The following is a 24,919-nucleotide window of genomic DNA, read 5'->3' on the forward strand; positions in this document are numbered from 1 at the left end:
CCATGAGCAACCCCCAGCAGCTGCGCTACAGCAAGGAGCACGAGTGGCTGTCGGTCGCCGAGGACGGCGTCTCGACGGTCGGCATCACCGAGTTCGCGGCCAACGCGCTCGGCGATGTCGTCTACGCCCAGCTCCCCGACGTCGGCTCCACGGTGACCGCGGGCGAGTCCTGCGGTGAGCTGGAGTCGACGAAGTCGGTGTCCGACCTGTACTCGCCCGTCGGCGGCGAGGTCACCGAGATCAACGAGGACGTCGTGAACGACCCGTCGCTGGTGAACTCGGCCCCCTTCGAGGGCGGCTGGCTGTTCAAGGTGCGCGTCGCGGAGGAGCCGGGCGACCTGCTCTCCGCCGACGAGTACACCGCGTTTTCCGCCGGCTGAGGAGTCGTAGCACCATGTCTGACCACACGTCCGACCACACGTCCGTCCTGAACACTCCCCTGCACGAGCTCGACCCGGACATCGCCGCGGCCGTCGACGCCGAGCTGCGCCGGCAGCAGTCCACGCTGGAGATGATCGCCTCGGAGAACTTCGCTCCGGTCGCGGTCATGGAGGCGCAGGGCTCGGTCCTCACCAACAAGTACGCCGAGGGGTACCCGGGCCGTCGTTACTACGGCGGCTGCGAGTACGTCGACGTGGCCGAGCAGATCGCGATCGACCGGGTCAAGGAGCTGTTCGGCGCCGAGTACGCCAATGTCCAGCCGCACTCGGGCGCCTCCGCGAACCAGGCCGCGCTGTTCGCGTTGGCCCAGCCCGGCGACACCATCCTCGGCCTGGACCTGGCGCACGGCGGCCACCTCACCCACGGGATGCGGCTGAACTTCTCCGGCAAGCAGTTCAACGTGGTCGCCTACCACGTGGACTCCGCGACCGGTCTGGTCGACATGGCCGAGCTGGAGAAGCTCGCCAAGGAGCACCGCCCGAAGGTGATCATCGCGGGCTGGTCGGCGTACCCGCGCCAGCTGGACTTCGCCGAGTTCCGCCGGATCGCGGACGAGGTCGAGGCGTACCTGTGGGTCGACATGGCGCACTTCGCGGGCCTGGTCGCGGCCGGTCTGCACCCGAACCCGGTGCCGTACGCCGACGTCGTCACGTCCACCACCCACAAGACGCTGGGCGGCCCGCGCGGCGGGATCATCCTCGCCAGGAAGTCCTTCGCGAAGAAGCTCAACTCGTCCGTCTTCCCCGGCTTCCAGGGCGGTCCGCTGGAGCATGTGATCGCCGCGAAGGCGGTCTCGTTCAAGGTCGCGGCGGGCGAGGACTTCAAGGAGCGGCAGCGGCGTACGGTTGAGGGTGCGCGGCTGCTGGCCGAGCGGCTGGTGCGGGACGACGTGAAGGCCGTAGGGGTCGACGTCCTGTCCGGTGGTACGGACGTGCACCTGGTCCTGGTCGATCTGCGCACCTCCGAGCTGGACGGCCAGCAGGCCGAGGACCGGCTCCACGAGGTCGGCATCACGGTCAACCGGAACGCCGTCCCGAACGACCCGCGGCCCCCGATGGTGACGTCGGGTCTGCGCATCGGTACGCCGGCGCTGGCGACCCGCGGCTTCACGGCCGAGGACTTCGCCGAGGTCGCGGACGTGATCGCCGAGACGCTCAAGGCACCCAGTCCCTTCGGGGAGGCCGACGTGGCGGCCCTCAAGGCGCGGGTGACCGCGCTGGCGGAGAAGTACCCGCTGTATCCCGGGCTGTAGCCCCTCGGGGACACCGGCGCACACTGGGAGGTGCGCGCCGGTGTCCTACCCCTTGCACCACCCCGCACGTCCTGCGTTCTGAGGAGTCACCGTGGCCATCTCGGTCTTCGACCTGTTCTCGATCGGCATCGGCCCGTCCAGCTCCCACACGGTCGGCCCGATGCGGGCGGCCCGCATGTTCGCGCGCCGGCTGCGCAACGAGGAACTGCTGGACTCCGTCGCCTCCGTCCGCACCGAGCTGTACGGCTCCCTCGGCGCGACCGGCCATGGGCACGGCACCCCGAAGGCGGTGCTGCTCGGCCTGGAGGGCGAGTCGCCGCGCACGGTGGACGTGGAGGGGGCGGACGAGCGGGTCGAGCGGATCAAGGAGGCCGGGCGCATCCGCCTCCTGGGCGAGCACGAGATCCCGTTCTCCTACGACTCCGACCTGAAGCTGCACCGCCGGAAAACCCTGCCGTACCACGCGAACGGCATGACGCTGTGGGCCTACGACACGGCGGGTACCGAGCTGCTGTCGAAGACGTACTACTCGGTGGGCGGCGGTTTCGTGGTCGACGAGGAAGCCGTCGGCGCCGATCGCATCAAGCTGGACGACACGGTCCTCAAGTACCCGTTCCGCACGGGCGACGAGCTGCTGCGCCTCACGCAGGAGACGGGCCTGTCGATCTCCGCGCTGATGCTGGAGAACGAGCGCGCCTGGCGCACGGAGGAGGAGATCCGGACCGGGCTGCTGGAGATCTGGCGCGTGATGCAGGCGTGCGTCTCGCGGGGCATGTCGCGGGAGGGCATCCTGCCCGGCGGCCTCCGGGTCCGGCGCAGGGCGGCCATGTCGGCACGCCAACTCCGGGCGGAGGGCGACCCGTTGGCGCACGCGATGGAGTGGATCACGCTCTACGCGATGGCGGTGAACGAGGAGAACGCGGCGGGCGGCCGCGTGGTCACCGCCCCCACGAACGGCGCGGCCGGCATCATCCCGGCGGTCCTGCACTACTACATCAACTTCGTGCCCGGCGCGGACGAGGACGGCGTGGTCCGCTTCATGCTCGCCGCCGGCGCGATCGGCATGCTCTTCAAGGAGAACGCCTCCATCTCCGGCGCCGAGGTCGGCTGCCAGGGCGAGGTCGGCTCCGCCTGCTCCATGGCGGCGGGCGCCCTGGCCGAGGTCCTCGGCGGCAGCCCCGAACAGGTCGAGAACGCGGCCGAGATCGGCATGGAACACAATCTCGGCCTCACCTGCGACCCCGTCGGCGGCCTCGTCCAGATCCCCTGCATCGAACGCAACGGCATGGCCGCGGTGAAGGCGGTCACCGCCGCGCGGATGGCCATGCGGGGGGACGGGTCGCACAAGGTGTCCCTCGACAAGGTCATCAAGACGATGAAGGAGACGGGGGCGGACATGAGCGTGAAGTACAAGGAGACGGCCCGGGGCGGGCTCGCGGTGAACATCATCGAGTGCTGAGGATGTAGGCCCTGACCAGCGCGTTCTCAAGCTTTCAGGACTCGGTGCGAAACGGGTTCCAGCGGCTGGTCCTGAGGGGTGTGGAAGGCGGCGCGGAAGGGCGCGTGGGTGGGGGAGGTTCCGTCGTGGGGACCGGCTCCTGGCCCTTGGACAACGTACGGGCGTACTCGGCATAGGCGCCCAGGTCCGCGTCGTCCAGTGTTCTGATCAGAGCCCGGAACGACTCGGCGGTCTTCCATCGAGCCGTGTCACGGATCAGCGCATGCGCGCACCCGGTGAGCGAGACCTGATGCAGGGCGGTGAGGCACTCGAGCATGGGACGTGTGCGCATGAGGCTGGTGTCGCCGTGGAGCGCTGGTTCGACGTAGGCGTCGAGTCCGGCGGCGCACAGTGCGGACATGGCGTCCACGCGTTGCTCAAGAGGATGTCCGGTCACGTGTGCCCGTATGGCCTCCTTGTCCTTCTGGTCCAGCGCGAGTGTGCTGTCGTCGGCCCGGCCCTGACGGAGATAGATGCGGAGGATGAGTGCTTCCATCGAGGCACCGTCGTCCGGGATTGCTTCGAAGTCGGCCAGACGCTGCGCCGCCGAGGTGGTGTCGGTCCGGGCCAGGTGGCGCAGCAGCCCGGCCGCCGCATGGTGATGGTGGTGTTCGCGCAGCATGTGAAGGCTGCTGAGCAGTTCCTCGGTCGGGGCCAGCGCGATCGGGGTGAGGAGGTCGTCGTGGGCGTGGCCCCGGGCGTGCAGTGTCTGCAGCAGGGCCGCGCGGTCGCCCGGTGAACGAGCGGCCGTCGCGTTGAGCAGCCGGTCGCGGTCGCGGGTCCGGCCGTGCTGTTCGAGCCAGCACCAGAGTTCGGCGACATCCGCGATGGGCCGGTCGGCGACGTCGGTCAGCAGCCGGTTGCCGTCCACCGGGCGCCCCGCCTCGCGGAGGGCGTCGATGAATTCGCTGATCCGCTCGATCGGGCCGAGGGAAGCGGCCTGACGCAGCAGATACAGGACAGCCGTTTCATGGCCGGCCGCACGCAGGGAGTCGCCCAGCGCGATGGTGTCCGCGGTGGTGAGCCCGGTCGCCGACCATCTCAATACGGCCTGGGCCCGGGATTCCATGCCCATGGACCACAGCACCTCGCAGAGGTCCTGTACCTGCGGGGGCGCGGTGGTCGCCCGGACCGTCTCGCGCAGGAGTTCGTCGGCTGCTTGCGGGTGGTCGGCCTGGTCCATGGCCTGCAGTACACGCACGATGTCCGCTGTCGGTCTGCGGGAGACGACAGCGGCGGACTGCCGATACAGCTCGAACGCCTTCTCCTTCTGGCCCATCACCAGCAGCGCGTCCGCCAGCCGGGCGGTCTCCTCCAGGGATGACGTGGTCGCTGCCTTCAGTACCCGGTCGGCGTCCGCACCCATCTCCGCCGACCACAACGCGCCCGCCAGGTCCAGGATCTGCTCGGTCGTGCGCAGCCTCTCCGTCGCCGCGTTCATCAGCCATTCGGCTTCCGTCACACGTTGAGCAGAGCGCAACGCCTTGACGACCGCGGCGACTTCGTCCCCCGCGCACCCCGCCCTGGCACCCAGTAGATGATCGACGTCCTCGCTGTTGTCCGTGGCGTGGAGGGCGTCGACGAGTTCGACGATGTCCTGTGCCCTGCGCCCGGCCGCGGCCGGCAGCACGATGTCGGCGTCCTGTGTCCGCGTTCCGCCGCGCAGCAGCCACACCAGCGCCGCGACTTCCTGTGCCGGCCGCAACTGGGCGGCGAGGGAGAGCAGTTCGTCCGCCAGCGCGGTGTCCGCGGGGTCGTCGCCCTCCCGCAGCCGGGTGGCGTGGGCGATGATGGCGCGCGGTTGGTTCCGGAGCGCGGCCCTCAGTCGTTCCGGGACACGGTCCTCGGAAGTCTCACGAGTCGTCGTCCGGTCCCGCAGCCCGATGCTGTGGCGATTGCGGGCGAACGCGAGGGTCCGTCCCGCGTTGCTCAGCCGCTGTTGCGGCAACGGCCGCCCCTTGGCGCGCAGTTCGGTGTGCAGGTGCTCGTAGATCTTGCCGACTTCCAGTACGTCCCCGCCGTCCGGCGTACCGCCGTTCAGGAGCTGCACCAGTTCACCGGTGAACGCCGTGTACGGCTCCCCGGGCGGTGCCTGGGCCAGCCGGGTGGCCGCGGACGCGGTCAGCAGATAGGAACCGGCGATCCGCGCCTGCTCCGCCATCTCCACCGGCCCGCTCATGCCCCCGGTGATGGCCTGGCCGCTGTAGCAGCAGTCGAGGATCACCACCTTGTTGACGTTCCTGCCCGCGTTGAGGATCTCCCGGCGGATCTCGTCGAAGTTCACCGTGGTGTACGGGCGGTCGGGGTCGGAGGACGGCAGGGTGAGAAGCAGCCCGTCGATGTCGGGGTGGGTGAGTCCGTGGCCCGCGTAGTAGATGAGCAGGGTGTCCTCGGTACGCCGGGCGGTGTCATGGATGACGTCGAGGACCTCCGCGGCGGAGGCCGGGTCCGTCACCCGGATGCAGTGTTCCCGGGGCAGACCCCAGACGGTGGAGTCCTCCAGGAGTTCCCCCAGGGCGGTGATGTTGTTCTTCACCGCCGGGAGGTCCTCCAGCTTGTCGCTGGCGAAGGTCGATGAGCCGATGAGTACGGCGTAGGAGCCCGAGGGGTCAGCCAGTTCCATCGACACCACCCGGCTCCCGCCCCAGCACACCCGCCGCGTCCGGCGCCGACAGTGTCTCGACCAGCCGCCGCACCGTCTCCGGCGACGCGTTCTCCACCGTGATCGTCACCCCGTCCGAGGGCCGGGCGAAGGTGAACGTGGCCGCGCTGCGGCAGCGGGCGCTGCGCCAACTCGCGTACGCGAGGGCCAGGTTACCCACCGCCACGGCCTGGGTGACGATCACGTCGACGAATTCCAGACCGCCCATGCCGCCGGGCGTGGGATCGCTGTCCAGGCGGACCTCGTCCGGTCCGTCATCGTCGTCACGAAGCCAGCGGTACAGATCCTTCAGTTCGGAGCCGTCTCCGTCCGACATTCTGATCTGAAGTCGCATTCCATCCCCCGTCCACAGCGCTCGGCGTCCCGGCCGAGCACTCTCCCAGCGGGATATTTGCACACCGGACGCCGACAAGTGGGAGATACGGCTTTCTTCTGATTCTCCAGAGACCGCGGGCACCGTTCCCTTGTTCAGGTCGTGGAGCAGGATGACGCCGTCACGGTGGGTCCGGTCGAGTACCCGTTGGGTGACGGTCAGGACGACCTGCGGCGGATCCACCAGACGCACAACCCCGCGAGCCCCGCCGCCACCAGCAGGCACAAAGAGGAGAGCTGGCGGCCGGAACAGGCCCGGGACACCCGGCAGTTGGAGAAGGGCGACGAGTTGTGCTGAATCGAACCCCGCCCCGGAGCCGGTGACCGAGCTTCAACTCCCCCTGACAGCTTTGCCCTTGGGGCCGGGCGTGCCCTTGTGGCAGGGCATGGCCGCCCGCTCGTCACACTTCCCTGTACGGACCGCCCGCGCACCGGCACGAGGACTATGCTGCTGTACGGACGTCCCAGACCCCGGCGGCTCGTCGTAGCTCGACACAGATCGTTGCGGGGAGCGGATTCTTCGTCCGTCGCCCGGCGCATCCCCGGAGGGATCCGGGTGGGTCCGCCGTCCTGGAGCGCAGGCCCTCGGACCAACCCACGTTCCCTCTCCGCCGACCGTACGCCCCTGCCGGCAGCGCGCCCCGGGCGCCTGAACTCCCGTCGTCACCACGCCCGTTGCCGGATGGTCCCCCGAACCGAGGCGTCATGCACCGCACTCAGCTCACCGTCCACCGCCATGACAGAAGGAAACGGGCCCTGATCACCCTGGTCGGCGAGATCGACCTGGACTCGGCCCCGCTGGTGCGCACGGCACTGGCGCAGTGCCTGCACGACGGCATCCGTACCCTCGACAGCGACCTCGCCCTCGTCACCTTCTGCGACTGTAGCGGCCTCAACACCTTCCTCCGCGCGGCACAGCGGACCGCCGAAGCCGGCGGCACCCTGCGACTTCACCACCCGCCACCGGTACTTGGCCTGATCCTCGCTCTCACCGGCTCCGAATTCCTGCTCCTCGGCGTCCCGTTGGGGCGTCTGTCATCGCCTGTGGAGGATGTCCCGGGTCCCGTCGCTCACACCCCACCGCACCGAACGGTTCCGCTCGCCTCCCTACTCTCGGAAGACGCACGGTGACCGCCGTGACCGCCCGGCCGGGGTGGGTCCGGACATCTCCCGCGAACAGCCCAACAGCCGTACGCCCGGAGGGACTTCGGAACAGCCTCTGGACGCGGTGGCTCGAATGAGGTCCGGCAGCCGGTCGGCCCGTATCCAGGTGCTGGTCGCCGAGCAGGCGGCGCGGCGTGGCGCGCGGGCCGGTGTGGTGGACGTGTGCACCGCGGCCGTGGCCGCGCTCCCGGTCGGTGGGGCGGGGCTGTCCGCGATGTCCCGCACCTCGGCGAGCCATCCGTTGTGCAGCACCGACGACATCAGCGAGCAACTGGAGGAACTGCAACTGACGTTGGGCGAGGGCCCGTGCGTGGACGCGTTCCTGGAGGGGTCGGCGGTGCTGACGCCGGACCTCCTCACCGGTCAACTCCAGGACCGCTGGGCCGTGTTCGCGGACGCGGCCCTGGAAGTCGGGGCACGCGCGGTGTTCGCCCTCCCTCTCCAGGTCGGGGCGATCAGCCCGGGGGTCCTGGATCTGTACGCCGACGTGCCGACCGTACTGGACGCCGAACAGCTGGCCGACGCCCTCGCGTTCGCCGATCTCGCGACGCTGCTCCTGCTCGACGCGCGGATCGACGTGACAGGCGGGCCGCCCGGTCGGCAGAACCCGGCTGAACGGGACTTCGAGGACCTGGACGGATACCGCGCGGAGATCGACCAGGCCACCGGCATCCTCACCGTCCAGCTCGGCATCGGCATCGACGAGGCCTTCGTACGGCTGCGCGCGCACGCCTACATGCGGGGGCGTCGGCTCGCCGACGTGGCCTCCGATGTCGTGGCCCACCGGCTCCGTTTCTCCCCGCACGCGGAGCCGGACCGGGACGACCGGGACGACCGGGACGACCGGGACGACGAGGACACCTGACACATCGACCGCGGCCGGCGGACGTGCCGCACTTCCCGCCCCCTCCCGGCGGGACCCAGTCTCCAACGAAGGTGACACGATGAATCAGCAGCTCCTGGCCAAGACCTTCGTCGAACTGGCGGACAACCTGGTCGCCGACTTCGATCTGATCGACTTCCTGCGCCTGCTCACCGACCGTTGCGTGGGCATGCTCGGAGCCGACGCGGCGGGCGTGCTGCTCGCGGACCGCGACGGCGAACTGCGTGTGATGGCGGCCTCCGACGAACAGGTACGACTCCTGGAACTGTTCCAGCTCCAGAACGACGAGGGCCCTTGCCTGGAGTGCTTCCGCTCCGGCGTACCCGTGATCGTCGCCGATCTGACCCGGGAGGCCGAGCGCTGGCCGCGCTTCGTCACGACGGCCCACCGCATCGGTTTCACCGCCGTACAGGCGCTGCCGATGCGGCTGCGGGACGAGGTCGTCGGCGCCCTCAACCTCTTCCGGGTCGCCCCCGGTCCGTTCGACCCGGCCGGCACACTGATCGCCCAGGCCCTGGCCGACGTAGCCACCATCAGCCTGCTCCAGCAACGCTCCAGCCACCGCAGCACGATCCTCAACGAGCAGTTGCAGACCGCGCTGAACAGCCGTGTCCTGATCGAACAGGCCAAGGGCAAGCTCGCCGAGCGCCTCGGCATCGACATGGAGCGCGCCTTCACCACCCTGCGCGGCTACGCCCGCGCGCACAACCGGCGCCTGTCGGATGTGGCCCGCGCCTTCGTGGACGACTCCGAGCCCCTGCCGGGTCTGGGGTCGTGAGGCGGCTGCGGTCGGTGTCCTCACCTGCTGTTCCACGGTCCGGACGGCCGCCGCCGCTGTGGGGCGACGGCGGCCGTGGCCACGAGGATGAGAGGCCCCCCTCCACCGTTTCCTCGCGCGTGTCCTCCACAGCGGCGGGTCTGGTGCACCCCGTCCGGAACTGCCGGGAGAACGGAGCTGGAGCCGCGCACTCCGGCGATGCGGCTCCGGCCGGTCTCGATTCCGGCTCGGGGGCTGGGAGCCTGGGCGGGGAGATTCGCCGGTACCGGACATGCGTGGTCGCGGTCCCGTTCTTCCCTCCTTGGACCCTAGAGCAGACAGGGGCAAAGCGGAACAGTGCCTTACGCGGGACCCGCAGCCGGGGCGGGAGCCGGAGCCGGAGCCTGAGCGATCGGGTAGCGGTGGACAGGTGGCAGGCCGGGCAACAACCCCGGCCAGACCGTGTCGATGACATGCGCGCTCGGCGTGAACAGCGGCTGGGGCAGGGTGGGCAGGTCGGCGACCTCGTGCCACTCCCAGCGGTGGATCAACTGCGGTTCGGTGACGGTCGGTCGGCCGCTCCAGGCGGTGACTCGGACGGCACCCGTCATCCGGGGAATGCCGTGCGTGGAGTCCATCAGGAGGGCCAACAGCCGCGCACCGCCCGGGAGCGGGTCCGCCTTCAGGCCGGTCTCCTCCTCCAACTCCCGTACGCCCGCCTCCAGAAACCCCTCGCCGGCGTCGTTCTTCCCACCCGGCAACTCCCAGACTCCGCGCACCGACCAGCCCAGCAGGATCCGCCCCGCCGCATCGGTGACGACGACACCGGCACCGGTGAGGGCGTGCGGCGAGGGCCGCTTCTTGCCCGCGTACGTGGCAAGTGCGGGCGCGGGGACGGGATCACGCAGGACGACGAACGCGAGCCCGTCCGCGTCGTACCGCTCGGCCACCGCCCAGCCCGCGCACAGCACTCCGATCTCCTCGTCGTCGAGGGCGATGGAACGCCCTCGCCCTCCATCGAACACGTCCTCCGCGACAGGTGTGACGACGCAGACGACACCCCCCGGTCGCAGCCGCTCCCGCAGCCGGTTCATCACGCGGGTCCGGTCGTGGACGAAGGCCCAGCTGAGACGGAAGGTGATCAGGTCGTAGGCGGGACGCGGCAGGGCGTCGAGGCTGTCGCGCTCGATGTCGAACAGGTGGTAGTCCACCGCCGAGGCGGTGGCGGAGGGCCGGGTCTCGGCGCGGGCACGGGCGAGTGCGGCGGGCGCGAAGTCGACGGCGTCGACCTCGTACCCCAACTCGGCCAGATGGCGGGCGAGTTCACCCAGCCCGCAGCCGATGTCCAAGGCGAATCCGCCACCGCCACCGTCACCGTCGCGGGAGGGGGCGGGTGCGTGCTCGGCGAGGAGCGCGCGTTCGGAGTCACGGAGTGGGCTGAAGGTGTTGCCGTCGGCGTAGTGCGCGTCCCATGCGTCGGTCACGGGGTTCTCCTTTCGAGGCGGCGGACAGGGGCACTGCGGTCACCGGTCGTTCGACAGGGCCAGGAGTTCCGCGAACAGCCCGCCACCGTGGGCGAGTTCGTCGTACGTGCCCTGTTCGGCGATGCGGCCGTGCCGCATGACCACAACCCGGTCGGCGATCTTCGTGTTGACCAGTTGGTGGGTGACCACGATCGTCATGCGGTGGGCGGCGATCGCCTTGATCTGTTCGAGGATGGCGTGTTCTCCCCGCGCGTCCATCTGACTGGTCGGCTCGTCGAGGATCAGCAGATCAGGCTGCCGGTACAGGGCCCGCGCACACGCCAGCCGCTGCCACTGCCCACCGGACAGTTCGGTACCGCCCCACAGCTCGCGGGCGAGCAACGTGTCGAGTCCACAAGGGAGTTCCTCCACCGCGTCCCGCAGTCCTACGGCGTCCAGCGCCTCCCACACCAACATGTCGTCCCCCGTGCGGGGCTGGCCGAGGGTGACGTTGTCGCGGACGTTGAGAGGCCACTGGGCGAAATGCTGAGGCACCAGTCCCGACAACTCCCACAGCCCGTCCGGGGCGAGACCGGTGAGGTCGTGCCCGTTCCAGCTGACGGTGCCCTTGTCGGCGAGGAAGATGCCCGCGAGGAGCCGGGTCAGCGTGGACTTCCCGGAACCGTTCTCGCCGACCACGGCGAGGATCTCCCCGCGCCGCACGGTCAGCGAGACGCCGGCCACCGCCGGGATCTCCTTGCCCGGGTAGCAGTAGACCGCCTCGTCCAGCCGGATCTCCGCCACCGGCTCCCCCGGTCCCAACTCCCCTCGTTTCGGAGCGCGTTCGGCGGCGAAGGCGAGGAAGCCCTCCAGGTCGGCGAGGTAGAGGGCGGTGTGGAACATCGCGGCGCCGTAGACGACGAGCTGGCCCAGCGCGGCGAGGGTGGTCTGGACGGCGACGACCGCCGTGGCGGCGATGGCGGGTTCGACGCGTCCGGTGGCGGCCAGCCAGGCGAGCGCGGCCCAGGTCGCGATGAGGAAGACACCGCCGATCGCCGAACTGGCCAGCACGATCCGCAGCATGCGCGGCGCCACGTCCAGGACCCGGCGGTCGATGCGTTCGGAGATCGTACGGTGCCAGAACCCGAGGTAGGGGACCATGCCGTTGGCGCGGATCTCGTCCGAGAACTTGGGGCTGGTCACCCAACCCCGCATGTTCTGGCGGACGTTGCGGTCACCGATGTTGGCGTAGTGCGTCTCGTACTGGACCTTGGCGTGCAGGATCGCGCCCACGCCGGCGGGCACGACCGCGAGCAGCAACAGGGGCAGCATCAGCGGGTGCAGCACGGACAGCACCCCGCTCGCGCTGACCATCCGGACCACGGCGGCGGTGAAACGCGTCGCGTCCTGCACCATCACATGGCCCCGGATCACCCCCATCTCCGCGGCCTCCTGCCGGTCCGCGAACCCGTCCTCGGCGCGCGCGGCGGCCTCCACCCGGCACACCGCCTCGACGAGGGCACTGTCCGCCGCCGTGGTCAGCCGCGGGGTGATCCGCCCGTCCGCGTACGAGGACAACGCGCTCGCCACCCGGCCGACCGCCGCCGCGACGGCGATGACCAGCAGCGCGGGCAGCGCCTGATGCAGCCGGTCCGCCACGGGCCCGGCGGCCAGCACCGAGCGCATCGCCCGCGCGGTCGCCAGCAGCAGCACTACGGCGCTCGCGCCTACGGCCAGTTGGCAGCCGGCCAGCAGCAGCACGGCGGCCCGGTCGATGGCCCACGCCATCCGCGCGGTCTGCGCGAGCACGGAGGGCAGCCGCGCGCACAGCTTCCCGAACTCGGCCTCGGCCAGCGGGTTTTGGGCGTGCCGGCCCTCGTAGCGGATCTCGGCGGGTTGGGGTGGTGGCACGCGCGAGGCGGTTCCGGGCGGGGGTGTCGGGCCGGTCGCAGGGGACTGCGATGTCGTCCCGGGCGCCGGCGTCCGGTCTGTCGCCCCGGCGCTCATCGGGCCGCCCCGTCGGCCCGGCGGGGCGTCAACTGCCGTTCGGGCAGCCGGTGTTCGAGGTGAGTCATACGGCAGCCTCCCCCGACGGCACCCGCACCAGCCGCGCGGTCGCCCGCCGTGTGCAGGGCGGTCAGGCAGAACAGGGCGCGTTTCTCCTCGGGGATGAGTCGGCGGCCGTAGCCGGTGAAGAACGCGGTTCTCAGGCGGGGTTGTCCGGCCCAGGGTCCGCAGGCGAGGGGGACGAAGTCCTGGACGACGGGGGCGAACCGCGCACGGTCGAAGTCGATCAGCGCCAGGGGTTCCCGGGTGCCGGACCACCTCAGGGTGTGCTCGTCCAGGTCTCCGTGGATGTAGCCGAGCGGGACGCGCCCCACGGCGCGCAGTTCGGCGGCATGGGCCAGCACGAACTCCCTTTCCGCGGGCGGCATTTGGTCGCCCGCCGCGTGGACGCTCCGCTCGGCGCTGTCGGCGGTGCGCCGCAAGGCCCGCGCCGCTTCCTCGCGGGCCGCGGGGGTCGGTTTTCCGGCCTGGTGCAGTTGGGCGACGAGGGCGCCGGCCTTGCGGTGCACCGTCTCCAGTGCGGCGCCGGTCGCCCTGAGGGCGTTCAGGGGGGTACCGGGGAGGGCGGTCATGATCAGGGCGAGGTGCTGGGCCGAGGTCGCGGTGAGGCGGGGTGCGCGGCCGGGGCCGAGGTAGGACACGGCGTGCCGGTGGGCGAAGGTCTCGCGGGTGAAGGCGAGGGGGGACGCGGCGAGTTTCACGCGGAAGCGCTGTCCGCTGTCCGGCCCTGTCGTCGCGCGTCGACCGCTCTGCGGTCGCGTCGTCACCTCCCATACGCGCGGGGAGCGGTCGGCGGCGGTGTCGTCGAGGTGGGTGAGGGGGCCGATGACGGATTCGGCCCAGGCCCGGACGGGGTCCGGCAGTGTGGTCGCTCCGGTCATGCCCCCCACCTCGGTGCGCGTCGTGACGTATCCGCGTCGGCGGCGGCCGCCGCGTCAACCTCGTGCATCGCGACAGGGAACGGGAAGGTGATCGCGGGGGTGCGATGTTCGAACGCGAGCGGGACGAGGGCGGGGACGGGCACGGGATTCATGGCAACCTCCTGCGGTCGGTGCAGTGACTCGGTGCCTGAAGAACGTGCCTGATCAAGAAGCCGTCACAGGTACGGACGGGCGAACCGTCGGACGAACGTCCGAGGATGCGGGTGTGGCCCTAGGGGCCGCTGGGAGGTGCGGTCACGATCCGGTGTTCGATCGGGCGTACAGAGGGCCGTCACCTGATCGAGGGATTGCCGGACAGCACTGAACCGTCCCGGTGGCGCGGGGGATTGGCCACCGGGACGGTGAATCGGGCGGGGCTCTCAGCCGCGCGGTGCGGTCAGGCCGGGGCGCCGACGGGGAGGTCCGACGCATCGTCGGGGCGTACCTCGCCGTCCTCGTCGATGTCCGGCGGGATCGTCGACAGGGCGCTGGCGTGGAGGTCCTTCGTGCGCAGCATCGTGAAGCCGATGATCGCGGCGACGAAGCCGAGGATCGCGCTGAGGGTCATCGCTCCGTGGAAGGCGTTCATGAACGCGTCCTGTCCGGCGGCCAGTACCTTCTCGCGCAGCGGGCCCGCGGCCTGGGCGACGGCGTCGAGGCCGCCGGCGCTGATGCCGTGGGCGGCGCTCTCCGCGGTGTCGCCGCCGAGCTGCTTGCCGACGGCCGAGGAGGTGAAGTCCTTGGACACGGTGTGCTGGAAGTAGGCGCCGATGCCGGCGATGCCGACCGCGATGCCGACCTGCTGGAAGGTCTCGTTGATGCCGGACGCGACACCGGACTTGGCCGGTTCGGCGACTCCGATGGCCAGGGCGGCGCGGGCCGGGTTGAAGGCGCCCATGCCGAGGCCGGAGATGACCAGCGCCGGGACGAGCACGGTCCAGGACGAGTCGGCCTCGGTGAGGTTCAGGCAGAGGATGCCGATGGCCATGACCAGGGTCGAACCGCCGAGCAGGATCCGGAAGGGGACCTTGCCGATGAGTCCGCCGCCGAGGGCACCGGCCACGAACATCGCACCGGTCAGCGGCAGGAACCGTAGACCTGTCCCCCACGCGTCCACGTGCAGCATGTTCTCCAGGTAGCTGGTCTCGAAGAACACCGAGGGCAGGGCGCCCGCGTTGCCGATCATGGCGACGAGGGAGATGCCGACGAAGGTGGGGCTGCGGAAGAACGCCGGGTCGATCAGGGCGCGTTCGCCCAGACGGCGCTCGATGGCGACGAAGACGACCAGGAAGAGGACGCTCGCCGCATAGAGGCCGAGCGTGTTGCCGCTGGTCCAACCCTCCACCGGGCCACGGATGGTGGCGTAGACGAGGGCGCCGAGCGCGAGGCTGAAGGTGCCGAGGCCGGCCCAATCGGTGGGGTGGGCGCGCTTGTTGAGGGACTCGCGGACGCGCAGCGCGCCGATGAGGATGGCGAGCACGCCGACCGGCACGTTGATGTAGAAGATCCAGCGCCAGGACAGCGAGTTGATCAGCGAGCCGCCGATGAGCGGGCCGGTGGCCACGGCGAGACCGACGGCGGCGCCGAACGCGGTGAACGCGGTGGCCCGTTCCTTGCCGTGGAACTCATGACTGAGCATCGCGGGACCGACCGCGAACATGATGGCCGCGCCGACCCCCTGGATGGCCCGGAACCAGCTCAACTCCCCTGCTCCGTCGGCCAGTCCGCAGGCCAGGGACGCGGCGGTGAAGACGGCGAAGCCGACCTGGAAGAGCTTCTTGCGGCCGATCCGGTCGGCGAGCGAGCCCGCCGCGACCAGGAAGATCGCCAGCGTGAGGGCGTAGGCGTCGAACACCCACTGGAGGTCGGCGAAGCTGCTGCCCAGCGACTTGTGGATCTGCGGCAGCGCGATGGAGACCACGCTCAGGTCGAGCATCAGCATGAACGAGCCCAACGCCACGATCCCGAGTGTCCACCACCTAGTGGGAGATGGTGCGCGTTCTGCGGACATGCGGGGACCTTCCAATCAACAGGAACTCTGGACCTTAGGATCACTAGATGATGGAAATCTAGATGATTGGAAAGCCGGGAGTCAATGCCATCACGACCGGCGCGGCGAACACGGTCACCCGGAGTGACGATCGCCGGGCACGACAAAGCCCGCGGCGCCGGTCGGCACCACGGGCTCGGGCGAGTTCGAGGGTGTACTACGTCAACTCGCTTACGTTCTCCGTGAGTTGGCGGGCGTTCTACGTCAAGTTACGGGCTTTCTCCGTCAGTCCGAGCAGACCGACGCGGGCCAGCGGCCGGCCATCAGCGTGCCGAGCATCTTGCGCAGCACCCCGCGCTCGTCCTCCGAGAGCGCGCCGAAGAACGCCGACTCGACCTCCGTGGCCACCCGGTCCGCCGTCGCGAGCGCCTCGCGGCCGGTCTCGGTGAGGATCAGGTTGTAGCGCCGGCGGTCGGCGGGGTTGCGGCGGCGCTCCACGTGCTCGTTGCGCTCCATCTCGTCGATCACCGTCACGACCGTGGTCGGATCGAGGTTGAGCAGCCGGCTCAGGTCCTGCTGGGAGAGCTCGGGTCCGCCGGCCAGCGCGGCCAGCACGAAGAAGTAGCGGATGCGCATACCGACCGCGCCCAGCGCCTTCTCCACGTCCTCCACCAGCACCAGCCCCGCCTTGTGGAGCAGATAGCCGGGACGCTCGGCGATGAGGAAGTCCTCCCGGGGGGACACCCCGTACTGCTCCGTGCCGCCAGTGCGCACCATGAGCCGGCTCCTTCGATCGTCGCAATCTCCACCATCGAAGATACAACGTTCTACGGCCGCGGAACCCCCCGTCCGCCAGGGAAATCGCCCCGGCGGCACCCCGCCGACACGGCGTCCCGGTCGCCCCGCGGCGATCCCCGGGTCACACGGAATTCATCGGTCCGCCGCCCATGGCAACCCCCCGGACGGTTATCCCGACGCAAAATCCAACGGAATACAGTCGTCCGCATCCCGCGAAATGGAACGAGCCGTTCTCCAGAGACCATCGAGGTCAGCCACTCGGTGATCGATCACAGAATCGAACGTTCGAGAGGGAAAAGGAAACGCCGGGTGACCTGAGTCACGTGGCACCAAGTAGCGCGCCTGCTACGCTCTCGAAGCGCCTGGCCAGAACATTGCAGTCTGCGACCGGGCCGCACACGGGGAAGAACACGGGGACGAAACCGCGCTTCGCGCAACGGGGGTTTCACAATGGTTCAAGATTCCATCAGCTGTTGTATCGGACAACGCTGACGACGAGGAAACCGCGCCCATCGGCGCTGGTCAGACACTGGTGAACTGACTCTTTCGCACAGTGCTGCGCTTTTTCGGCAGCGCGTCGTGCGCTCTTTTCGCCTGCATTCTCCACCACGACGTGTATTCACGCGCAACATTCGCACGTCCACTTTCAGGTCCGTTTATCGGGCACGGCTGTGTCATCACGCCGCTGCCCTCTCAGGCATGGAATGGAAAGCTCATGAAAAGCTCAAGCAAGCAGTCTAGTACTGCCCTCGCGGAGGATCTGGAGGGCTGGCTCGGCGACCCGGAAGTGGAATCCAACGCTGTGTCGTTCGCCGGCGCGCTGGCGCTCGACGAACGGGACGAACTCCCGTCCGCCGGTATCGACCAGGTCCGCGCCTTCGGTTTCAACCGGTATTTCGTGCCCGAGCGGCTCGGCGGTGATCTCCGGGCCGCCGAGGACATCCTGATGCTGACCCGGGTGATCGCCCGCCGGGACATGAACGTCGCGGTGAGCGAGAGCACACAGGTGTGGATGATGCTCGCGTGGATCGGCGGCGACGCCGAGCAGCAGGCGAAGTACGCGGCGACGGTCCTGCGCGGCGGGGTCGTCCCGTGTCTGGCCTACTCCGAGCCGGGGCACGGCGCCGACCTGGCCGCCAACCGCTTCACGGCCGCCCCGGACGGCGATCAGTACGTCCTGTCCGGCGAGAAGTGGCCGATCAACCGGGGCCGCACCTCCACCCACGTGGTCCTGCTCGGCACCACCGGCGACGAGCACACCCCGGCCAAGCGCCAGCAGTCGATGTTCCTGGTGGACCGCTCGCAGGTGATCTCCGGCGAGGTGACCGGCGTGCCCCGCGTCCCGACCTACGGTCTGCGCGGCTGCGACATCAGCGGCGTCGCCTTCGACAACGCCCGCGTGGACGCCACGGCCCGGCTCGGCGCCGAGGGCGAGGGCCTCGAACTCGCCCTGCGCGGCCTGCTGATCACCCGCACCTTCTGCACCGGCCTCTCCCTGGGCACCGGCGACACCATGCTGCGCACCGTGGCCGGCTTCCTGTCCGACCGCATCCTCTACGACGGCCCCGCGAACGAGATCCCGTACGTCACCGAGTCCCTCGCCAACTCCTACCTGAGCCTGCTGGTCGCGGAGTGCGAGAGCCTCGTCGCGATGCGCGGACTGCACCTGTACACCGAGCAGTTCAGCATCTGGGGCAACCTCGCGAAGGTGCAGGTGGCCCGGCTGGTCGACACCAACAGCAAGGTGCTGGCGCGCACACTGGGCGCCCGGTACTTCCTGCGGGCCGCCGAACACGTGGGCACGTTCCAGAAGATGCTCCGTGACGGTGCCGTCGTCTCGGTCTTCGACGGCAGCGAGCCGGTCTGCCTGGACAGTCTCGCGCTCCAACTCCCCACGCTGGCCAAGGCACATGGGCGCGACCCGGACGAGGACTGGCGTCCGCTGTACGACCTGCGGGCCGAGCTGCCCACTTTCGAACCGCACCGGGTGAGTGTGTTCGGACGCGGCAGGGACGCCACGTTCGCCAGCCTGCCCGCGCTGATCACCCGCCTCGCCGAGCTGACGCCGTCGGCCGGCTGCGACGAGGACCGGCTGACCGCACTGCGCGGCCAAGCCGACGACCTGCGGCGGGAGTTGGACGCGCTGCTCGCCCGGGTGACCGAGATCCGGCGCTCGACGGCCGGCCGGCCCTCGGAGCCCACCACGTCCAGCAAGTCCACCGCGCCCCGGCTGATCCGGGTGGCGGAGGAACTCTGCTCCCTGCACGCGAAGGTCGCGGCCCTCGGCGTGTGGCTGTTCAACCGGGACCACCTCGACGCCTTCTTCGCCGACGGCGAGTGGCTGCTGGCCGCGCTGACCCGCCGCCAGGTCCACCAGTACGAGGTCGGCGACCTCGAACAGGCCACCGCCCGGCGGCTGTTCACCCGCATGAACACCCAGCGTGCCGACAACGAGTTCTTCTCGGTCCGCCAGGTGCGCATGGCCGAGCCCGGAGCGCGCGAGGCGGGCCGGGACGACGACCTGTCCACGACCGCCGCGTGAACGACATCCCTGACCACGACCACATACCGGCCGGAAGGTACTGACCAGCGATGACCACGACCAGCACCAAGAACCTGACACTCGACGACGTGAAGAAGGTCCTCGTCGAAGCGGTGGCCGCCGAAGCCGGCGTCGCACCCGCCGAGTTGGAGACCGACCGGCCCTTCACCGACTACGGCCTGGACTCCATGGCCGCGCTCTCCGTCGGCATGGAGATCGAGGACACCTGCGGTCTCTCCGACCCGCCGGTGGACCTCCTCTGGGACCACCCGACGGTGGACACCCTGGCCGAGGCCCTGTGGAAGCTGATGAACGCCGAGCCCGTCGCCGCCGGCGCCGCCACCTCCGCAGGGGACGGTCAGCGATGACGACGCCCCACTCGGTCAACGCCCAGCAGGCCGGCCTCTGGTTCATCCACGAGGCCGACCCGGAGTGCTCCGCGTACCACATCGTGTTCGGCGCGGAGGTCACCGCCGATCCCCAACTAGGCACCCAGGTAGGGGAGATACTCGCCGACCTGACCCGCGAGCACGACGCTCTCCGGATCGGCTTCCGCGCCGGTCCGGCGGGTCCGGAGCAGTTCGTGCGGGACGCCGTACCGCTCGACATCCGCCGTACCGACGCACGGGAGCTGGGCCCGGAGGCACTGCGCGACCTCGTCCGCACGGACACCCGCAGCCCCTTCGACCTCGCCCAACCTCCGCTGTGGCGCGTGCACTTGTACCGCACCGGCGAGCGCACCTGGGTGTTCGCCGTCGTGATGCACCACATCGCGGCCGACTTCTGGTCGCTGGCCCTGCTGCTGTCCGAGGTGCGCAGCCGGCTGGAGGGCACCCCGAACCGGTTCACGCTCGACGGCGGCGCCTTCGCCGCGTACGCCGAACGCCAACAGGCCTTCCTCGCCGGCGAGAACGCCCGCACGCTCCTCGACGCCGAGGCGAAGCGGCTGGCGGACATACCGCCCGCGCTGGATCTGTACGGCGACCGGACGCGCCCGCCCGTGCTGTCCTACGACGGCGGTTCGGCGCCGTTCGCGCTGTCCGTCACGGCGACCGAGGCGGTACGGCGGCTGGCGCGGGAGACCTCGTCGACGCCGTACACGGTGCTGCTGTCCGCGTACTTCGTACTGCTGAGCCGGTTGAGCGGTCAGTCGGAGATCGTGGTCGGCACCCCGACCTCGGGGCGGCTGCACCGGCAGTTCCGGGACGCGCTCGGCAACTTCGTGAACACCGTGGTCGTACGGGGCGAGGTGGACGAGGAGGTGACGTACCGCCAGTCGCTGGCGGCCTCGCGTGAGCGGGTGTCGGAGGCGATGCGGGCGCAGGAGCTGCCCTTCCCGTGGCTGGTACGGGAGTTGGCGCCGCCGCGCGATCCGAGCCGGACGCCGTTGTACCAGGCCGGTTTCGCCTGGGACCGGCTGCCCTTCCTCAACGACATGGACGCGTTCTTCCTGCTGGAGCCGGGCCCGGACGCCGAGTTGGCGATCGCGGGCGCGATCCTGCGGCCGTATCCGCTGCCGCAGCAGGAAGGTCAGACCGACCTCTGGGTCGAGATGGGCGCGGAGCGCGACGGCGCCTTCGCGGGGGTGCTGCGCTACAACACCGACATCTTCGGGGCGGGTACGGCACGGGAGTTGGCGGACGCGTTCGTCACCACGGTGGAGACCCTGGCCGGCCGCCCGGACGAGCCCCTGCGCGAGCTGGTGCGCGGCGACGAGCGGCAGCGGGCACGCCTCGCCGAGTGGGGTTCGGGACCCGAACGCGCCCTGCCCGCGGCCCGGTTGCCGGAGCTCTTCCGCGAGCAGGTGCGGCGGACGCCCGACGCGGTCGCGTTGGCCGCGGACGGCGAGGAGTGGAGTTACGGCCGTCTGCTCACCTCGGTCGAGGAGACGGCGGCCGCGTTGCGGGCGGCCGGGATCACCCCGGGTGACCGGGTCGCGGTGATGGTGGAACGCGGTGCGCCGCTGTTGGCCGCGCTGCTGGGGGTGCTGGAGGCCGGGGCGGCGTATGTGCCGCTCGACCCCAACCTGCCGGTGGAGCGGCTGACTTACATGGCCGAGGACTCCCGGGCCCGGCTGCTGTTGAGCCAGTCCGGTCTGCGGGAGAGCCGGCTGCCGGGGCTTCCGGTGCTGGGTCTGGACGACCTCGGGGCCGGGGTACTGCGCGGCGACGCGGGTGACGGGACGGACGGTGAAGTGGCCGCCGCGAGCGGCGACACGACGGCAGCCGCCTCCGCGGACCCGACCGCCGGTCCCTCCGACCTCGCCTACATCCTCTACACCTCGGGCTCCACCGGCCGCCCCAAGGGCGTGGCCATCCCCCACCACGCGCTGACGAACCTGCTGCTCGCGATGCGCGAGACCACCGGCTTCGGCGCCTCGGACAGTCTCCTCGCGGTCACCACGATCTCGTTCGACATCGCCGGACTGGAGCTGTATCTACCGCTGTTGACCGGCGGCCGGGTCGTCGTGTGCGACAGCGCCACCGCCGCCGACGGTGCCGCGCTCGCGGTGCGGATCCAGGAGTGCGGTGCCACCTGGATGCAGGCGACGCCCACCTCGTGGCGGATGCTGCGCGACGCCGGCTGGACGGGTGCCCCGCAGCTGAACGTGTTGTGCGGTGGGGAGGAACTCCCCCTGGATCTGGCCGAGTTCCTGTCCTCCCGGGTCGCGAGCCTGCGGAACGTCTACGGCCCGACCGAGACGACGATCTGGTCCACCGCCGGTGTGGTGGAGCCCGCGTCGGGCATCGACATCGGCGCTCCCCTCGACAACACCCAGCTGTACGTGCTGGATCCGCAGGGCCGGAGCGTGGAGCCCAGTTTCCCGGGCGAGTTGTGGATCGGCGGGGAGGGTCTGGCCGTCGGGTACTGGGACCGGCCGGAGTTGACGGAGGAGCGGTTCGTGACCGGGCTGCCGGCCGCACCGGACCAGCGGCTCTACCGCACCGGTGACCGGGCGCGCTGGAGCAGCGAGGGGCGGCTGCTGCACCACGGGCGACTGGACAACCAGGTCAAGCTGCGCGGCTACCGCATCGAACTCTCCGAGGTCGAGACGGTCCTGGAAGCGGTCGACGGCGTCTCCACAGCGGTCGTCGTGGTCCGTGACGACCGGCTTGTCGCCTATCTACTCGCGGAGAACGGCGCCGAGTTGAAGGCGTCCGAGGTCAGGTCGGCGGCCGGGGTGTCCCTCCCGCCGTACATGGTGCCCGGCATCGTGATGGTGCTGGACGAGCTGCCGCTGACGGCGAACAAGAAGATCGACCGCAATCGCCTGCCGGAGCCCGTGGTCGCCTCGGACGCCGGGTTCGAGAAGCCGCGTGACGCCACCGAGATCACCCTCGCGCGGATGTGGACGGAGATCCTGGGCCTGTCCCAGGTCGGCGTCCACGACCACTTCTTCGACGTGGGCGGGCACTCCCTGCTCGCCGTCCGGCTCAGTTCGGCGATCCGCGCCGAGTGGGACGTGGAGATCCCGATCTCGGTCATGCTCGGCCGGCAGGGCACCGTCGCCGAACTCGCCGCGATCGTCCGGTCCGGCGGCCAGGAGACCGCGCGCGGCCCGCTCGTCGTGCTGCGCGAGGGCGACCCGGAGCAGCGCCCGGTGTTCCTGTTCCACCCCTTCGGCGGGACCGTCTTCTGCTACGTCGAGCTGACCCGCCATCTCCCACCCGGCAGGCCGGTGTTGGCGATCGAGGCGCCCGGCATCCAGAACGAGGGCGAGGCCGAGATCAGCGTGGAGGCCATGGCCACCCGCTACATCGACCTGCTGAGGGAGGTGCAGCCCAACGGGCCGTACGCGCTGGGCGGTTGGTGCTTCGGCGGGGTCATCTCCTACGAGGTCGCGGGCCAACTGCGCGCGCTCGGCGAGGAGATCGAGTTCATCATCGGCATCGACAGCCGGGCACCGGTCGAGGCCAACATCCCGGAGTCCGCGGACGACTCGACGATCCTGTCCTGGTTCGCCCGCGACCTCGCCGTACCGGCCGGGAAGACCCTGGACATCCCGGCGGACGACCTGCGCGCCCTCGGCGGCGACGCCGCGTTCGACCACATCCTCCAACAGGCGGCCGCGATAGGCGTCTTGGCCGAGGACGCGGACCGCGCGACGATCCTGCGCTACTTCGAGGCCTACCTCGCCAACGGCATCGCCCTTCAGACCTACCTCCCCGAACCGGCCGACCTCGACCTGGTGCTGCTGCGCGCGGCCGACGAACAGGCCGACTACGGGCCCAAGCTCGGCTGGGAGGCCCTGATCAAGGGCGAGTTGCACGTCATCGACGTCTCCGGGGACCACAACTCGGTGATGTACCCGCCGTACGCGGAGCTGGCGGCCCGCGCGATCGCCCCCCACATGGAAGGACCCACCGATGACCAAAACTGAGCAGGTCACGGCCGAGTACGCGTTCCACCTCCCGGTACCGCCCGACGAGGCGTTCGCCCTGATCTCCGACCCCGTCCAGGACCCGGTCTGGCAGGCGGCCTGCGTGGACGTGACGCTCCTCGACGGCCCCGCACGGCCCGGCGGCCGGTACGAGATCACGTTCCAGCTGATCGGCAAGCGGATGCAGTTCACCGTGGAGATCAGCGAGTTCGAGCCCGGCCGGCGCTCCAGGTTCCACACCGTCGAGGGGCCGTTCGGCTACGTCGGCACCTACGAGTACGTGGAGCGCGAGGACGGCACCACCACCGTGCACTGGACGTTCGAGGTGGACCCCGGGGACTACTTCGGGATCATGCCGAAGTCCCTGCTGCGCAAGGTGCTCGTCAACTCGGTCAAGAAGGACTCCGGAAAGCTCGCCGCACAGCTCGGACAGGGAGCGCGCAACCGATGAAGACCCGCCAGGAAGAGAACCACAAGGTCGTCGTGACCGGCCTCGGCGAGACCACCCCGCTCGGCGGGACCGTCGCCACCACCTGGGACGCGATGCTGCGCGGCGAGAGCGGACTCGGGCTGCTGGAGGACGAGTCGTGGGCCAAGGACCTGCCGCCGCTGCTCGGCGGACGCGCAAAGGTCGACCCCGGTGCGGGACTTGAGCACCGGCAGCGCCGACGCCTCAGCCGTTCCGCCCAGTTCGCGGTGACGGCCGCGGCGGAGGCCTGGGCCGACGCGGGCCTCGACGACGGCACCACGGCCCCGAGCCGGGTGGCCGTGGTCGTCTCGGCCGCGCTGGGCGACATGACCTCGATCATCGACGGCTGGGAGACCCTCAAGACCCGGGGCTGGCGGCGCGTACCGCCCATGACCGTCCCGATGTCGATGGGCAACGGCTCGGCGGCGGCCGTAGCGCTGCTGGTCAACGCGCGCCTCGGCGTGCACGCCACCGTCAACGCCTGCTCCTCCGGGACCCAAGCCCTCGTCACAGCAGCGGAGTTGATCCGGCGCGGGGAGGCGGACGTCGTGGTCGCGGGCGGCGCGGAGGCGCCGCTGCACCCCATGGTCCTGTCCTCGTTCGCGGCCATGCGGGCACTCTCGCAGCGCTTCGACGACCCGGCGTCCGCCTGCCGTCCCTACGACGCGGACCGCGACGGCATGGTCCTGGGCGAGGGCGCCGGCATCCTCGTACTGGAATCGGAACGCCACGCACGCGAGCGCGGTGCCCGGATCTACGCCGAGTTGGCGGGAGTTGGGATCACCTCGGACGCGTACCACATGGTCCAGCCCGAGCCGAACGGCACCGGCACCGCCGCGGCCGTCCGCGCCTCGCTCGCCGACGCGGGCGTGACCCCGGCGGACGTGGCCCACTTCAACGCCAACGGCACCGCGACCGCACCCGGCGACGCGGCGGAGGCACGCGCGGTGATGACGGTGTTCGGCGACGCGGACGGAGACGCCACCCAGGGTCCGGCCGTGTCCGCGAACAAGTCGATGACCGGGCACAGCCTCGGCGCGGCCGGCGCGATCGAGTCGATCACCACCGTCCTCGCCCTCCACCACGGCCTGGTACCGCCGACCCGCAACTTCACCCGCCTCGACGAGGGCCTCTCCGTCGACGTGGTGCACGGCGGCCCGCTCAAGCTGGGCCCCGAGCAGATCGTCGCGGTCAAGAACTCGGCCGGGTTCGGCGGCCACAACGTCGCGCTCACCTTCCGCGCCGAGAAGGGCAAGTGAC

The 24,919-nt window shown here is 70.4% G+C and carries 19 protein-coding genes and 1 pseudogene; 11 read left to right on the plus strand and 9 right to left on the minus strand.

Features of this window, described 5'->3' with window-relative positions; all coding sequences use genetic code 11:
• Positions 1-2: 2 nt before the first annotated feature.
• The 3 genes from gcvH to OG714_RS16870 all read left to right on the plus strand — a co-directional run bounded on the left by gcvH (position 3) and on the right by OG714_RS16870 (position 3,152).
• Positions 3-380: a glycine cleavage system protein GcvH gene (gene gcvH, locus OG714_RS16860; RefSeq protein ID WP_019058529.1), complete on the plus strand. Its 378-nt coding sequence runs from the start codon at positions 3-5 to the stop codon at positions 378-380.
• A 14-nt stretch (positions 381-394) separates the two neighbouring features.
• Complete coding sequence (glyA, locus tag OG714_RS16865) at positions 395-1,693, plus strand: serine hydroxymethyltransferase (RefSeq protein WP_406121853.1); 1,299 nt, start codon at positions 395-397, stop codon at positions 1,691-1,693.
• A 91-nt stretch (positions 1,694-1,784) separates the two neighbouring features.
• Entirely contained in the window at positions 1,785-3,152 is a 1,368-nt protein-coding gene (locus OG714_RS16870; protein ID WP_406121855.1) for an L-serine ammonia-lyase, read from the plus strand.
• Positions 3,153-3,186: 34 nt separating this feature from the next.
• On the opposite strand, the gene OG714_RS16875 is transcribed toward OG714_RS16870, so the two are convergent.
• The 3 genes and pseudogenes from OG714_RS16875 to OG714_RS16885 form a co-directional block, all read right to left on the minus strand.
• Positions 3,187-5,814 carry a caspase family protein gene (locus tag OG714_RS16875; protein ID WP_406121857.1) on the minus strand — a complete coding sequence of 876 codons (2,628 nt, stop codon included), beginning with the start codon at positions 5,812-5,814 and terminating at the stop codon, positions 3,187-3,189.
• A complete protein-coding gene (locus tag OG714_RS16880; protein WP_406131850.1) occupies positions 5,801-6,187 on the minus strand; it encodes a hypothetical protein in 387 nt (128 codons plus the stop codon). Before OG714_RS16880 ends, OG714_RS16875 begins: the two co-directional genes overlap by 14 nt.
• A gap of 105 nt (positions 6,188-6,292) precedes the next feature.
• Positions 6,293-6,382, minus strand: a pseudogene (locus tag OG714_RS16885) (polysaccharide deacetylase family protein); the annotation flags it as partial.
• Between the two features lie 548 nt (positions 6,383-6,930).
• Here OG714_RS16885 and OG714_RS16890 point away from each other — a divergent pair.
• The 3 genes from OG714_RS16890 to OG714_RS16900 all read left to right on the plus strand — a co-directional run bounded on the left by OG714_RS16890 (position 6,931) and on the right by OG714_RS16900 (position 9,050).
• Positions 6,931-7,356, plus strand: coding sequence for an STAS domain-containing protein (locus OG714_RS16890; RefSeq protein WP_406121859.1), 426 nt, complete (start codon positions 6,931-6,933; stop codon positions 7,354-7,356).
• A 106-nt stretch (positions 7,357-7,462) separates the two neighbouring features.
• On the plus strand, positions 7,463-8,254 hold the full coding sequence (locus OG714_RS16895) for an ANTAR domain-containing protein (protein ID WP_406121861.1): 792 nt from the start codon (positions 7,463-7,465) through the stop codon (positions 8,252-8,254).
• A gap of 79 nt (positions 8,255-8,333) precedes the next feature.
• Positions 8,334-9,050, plus strand: coding sequence for a GAF and ANTAR domain-containing protein (locus tag OG714_RS16900; protein ID WP_406121863.1), 717 nt, complete (start codon positions 8,334-8,336; stop codon positions 9,048-9,050).
• 341 nt (positions 9,051-9,391) lie between these two features.
• Here OG714_RS16900 and OG714_RS16905 read toward each other — a convergent pair whose 3' ends face one another.
• The 6 genes from OG714_RS16905 to OG714_RS16930 all read right to left on the minus strand — a co-directional run bounded on the left by OG714_RS16905 (position 9,392) and on the right by OG714_RS16930 (position 16,246).
• Positions 9,392-10,513, minus strand: a complete 1,122-nt coding sequence (locus OG714_RS16905) for a bifunctional class I SAM-dependent methyltransferase/NUDIX hydrolase (protein ID WP_406121865.1) — start codon at positions 10,511-10,513, stop codon at positions 9,392-9,394.
• Positions 10,514-10,552: 39 nt separating this feature from the next.
• On the minus strand, positions 10,553-12,499 hold the full coding sequence (locus tag OG714_RS16910) for an ATP-binding cassette domain-containing protein (protein WP_406121867.1): 1,947 nt from the start codon (positions 12,497-12,499) through the stop codon (positions 10,553-10,555).
• Positions 12,496-13,440 (minus strand): phosphotransferase enzyme family protein, encoded by a 945-nt coding sequence (locus OG714_RS16915; RefSeq protein ID WP_406121868.1) that lies wholly within the window; start codon positions 13,438-13,440, stop codon positions 12,496-12,498. Before OG714_RS16915 ends, OG714_RS16910 begins: the two co-directional genes overlap by 4 nt.
• Positions 13,437-13,592, minus strand: a complete 156-nt coding sequence (locus OG714_RS16920) for a hypothetical protein (protein WP_406121870.1) — start codon at positions 13,590-13,592, stop codon at positions 13,437-13,439. Before OG714_RS16920 ends, OG714_RS16915 begins: the two co-directional genes overlap by 4 nt.
• A 284-nt stretch (positions 13,593-13,876) precedes the next feature.
• Positions 13,877-15,439, minus strand: coding sequence for an MFS transporter (locus tag OG714_RS16925; RefSeq protein WP_406121872.1), 1,563 nt, complete (start codon positions 15,437-15,439; stop codon positions 13,877-13,879).
• Between the two features lie 315 nt (positions 15,440-15,754).
• Positions 15,755-16,246 (minus strand): MarR family winged helix-turn-helix transcriptional regulator, encoded by a 492-nt coding sequence (locus tag OG714_RS16930; protein ID WP_406121874.1) that lies wholly within the window; start codon positions 16,244-16,246, stop codon positions 15,755-15,757.
• Between the two features lie 736 nt (positions 16,247-16,982).
• Between OG714_RS16930 and OG714_RS16935 the strand changes: the two genes are divergently transcribed.
• From OG714_RS16935 to OG714_RS16955, 5 genes are read left to right on the plus strand one after another with little or no spacing between them, the layout of a single operon-like run.
• Positions 16,983-18,809, plus strand: coding sequence for an acyl-CoA dehydrogenase family protein (locus tag OG714_RS16935; protein ID WP_406121876.1), 1,827 nt, complete (start codon positions 16,983-16,985; stop codon positions 18,807-18,809).
• A 50-nt stretch (positions 18,810-18,859) separates the two neighbouring features.
• Positions 18,860-19,177: an acyl carrier protein gene (locus OG714_RS16940; RefSeq protein WP_406121878.1), complete on the plus strand. Its 318-nt coding sequence runs from the start codon at positions 18,860-18,862 to the stop codon at positions 19,175-19,177.
• On the plus strand, positions 19,174-23,190 hold the full coding sequence (locus OG714_RS16945; protein WP_406121880.1) for a non-ribosomal peptide synthetase: 4,017 nt from the start codon (positions 19,174-19,176) through the stop codon (positions 23,188-23,190). Before OG714_RS16940 ends, OG714_RS16945 begins: the two co-directional genes overlap by 4 nt.
• On the plus strand, positions 23,177-23,641 hold the full coding sequence (locus OG714_RS16950) for an SRPBCC family protein (RefSeq protein ID WP_406121881.1): 465 nt from the start codon (positions 23,177-23,179) through the stop codon (positions 23,639-23,641). Before OG714_RS16945 ends, OG714_RS16950 begins: the two co-directional genes overlap by 14 nt.
• Complete coding sequence (locus OG714_RS16955) at positions 23,638-24,918, plus strand: beta-ketoacyl-[acyl-carrier-protein] synthase family protein (RefSeq protein WP_406121883.1); 1,281 nt, start codon at positions 23,638-23,640, stop codon at positions 24,916-24,918. Before OG714_RS16950 ends, OG714_RS16955 begins: the two co-directional genes overlap by 4 nt.
• Position 24,919 lies beyond the last annotated feature (1 nt).

It is taken from the genome of Streptomyces sp. NBC_00989, assembly GCF_045162655.1.
GTDB lineage: Bacteria > Actinomycetota > Actinomycetes > Streptomycetales > Streptomycetaceae > Streptomyces.

Excerpts from the sequence above, each read along its gene's own strand:
- gcvH (WP_019058529.1), top strand. The coding sequence starts at position 3 with ATGAGCAACCCCCAGCAGCTGCGCTACAGCAAGGAGCACGAGTGGCTG.
- glyA (WP_406121853.1), top strand. The coding sequence starts at position 395 with ATGTCTGACCACACGTCCGACCACACGTCCGTCCTGAACACTCCCCTG.
- OG714_RS16875 (WP_406121857.1), bottom strand. The coding sequence starts at position 5,814 with ATGGAACTGGCTGACCCCTCGGGCTCCTACGCCGTACTCATCGGCTCA.
- OG714_RS16880 (WP_406131850.1), bottom strand. The coding sequence starts at position 6,187 with ATGCGACTTCAGATCAGAATGTCGGACGGAGACGGCTCCGAACTGAAG.
- OG714_RS16890 (WP_406121859.1), top strand. The coding sequence starts at position 6,931 with ATGCACCGCACTCAGCTCACCGTCCACCGCCATGACAGAAGGAAACGG.
- OG714_RS16895 (WP_406121861.1), top strand. The coding sequence starts at position 7,463 with ATGAGGTCCGGCAGCCGGTCGGCCCGTATCCAGGTGCTGGTCGCCGAG.
- OG714_RS16900 (WP_406121863.1), top strand. The coding sequence starts at position 8,334 with ATGAATCAGCAGCTCCTGGCCAAGACCTTCGTCGAACTGGCGGACAAC.
- OG714_RS16910 (WP_406121867.1), bottom strand. The coding sequence starts at position 12,499 with ATGAGCGCCGGGGCGACAGACCGGACGCCGGCGCCCGGGACGACATCG.
- OG714_RS16915 (WP_406121868.1), bottom strand. The coding sequence starts at position 13,440 with ATGACCGGAGCGACCACACTGCCGGACCCCGTCCGGGCCTGGGCCGAA.
- OG714_RS16920 (WP_406121870.1), bottom strand. The coding sequence starts at position 13,592 with ATGAATCCCGTGCCCGTCCCCGCCCTCGTCCCGCTCGCGTTCGAACAT.
- OG714_RS16930 (WP_406121874.1), bottom strand. The coding sequence starts at position 16,246 with ATGGTGCGCACTGGCGGCACGGAGCAGTACGGGGTGTCCCCCCGGGAG.
- OG714_RS16935 (WP_406121876.1), top strand. The coding sequence starts at position 16,983 with ATGAAAAGCTCAAGCAAGCAGTCTAGTACTGCCCTCGCGGAGGATCTG.
- OG714_RS16940 (WP_406121878.1), top strand. The coding sequence starts at position 18,860 with ATGACCACGACCAGCACCAAGAACCTGACACTCGACGACGTGAAGAAG.
- OG714_RS16945 (WP_406121880.1), top strand. The coding sequence starts at position 19,174 with ATGACGACGCCCCACTCGGTCAACGCCCAGCAGGCCGGCCTCTGGTTC.
- OG714_RS16950 (WP_406121881.1), top strand. The coding sequence starts at position 23,177 with ATGACCAAAACTGAGCAGGTCACGGCCGAGTACGCGTTCCACCTCCCG.
- OG714_RS16955 (WP_406121883.1), top strand. The coding sequence starts at position 23,638 with ATGAAGACCCGCCAGGAAGAGAACCACAAGGTCGTCGTGACCGGCCTC.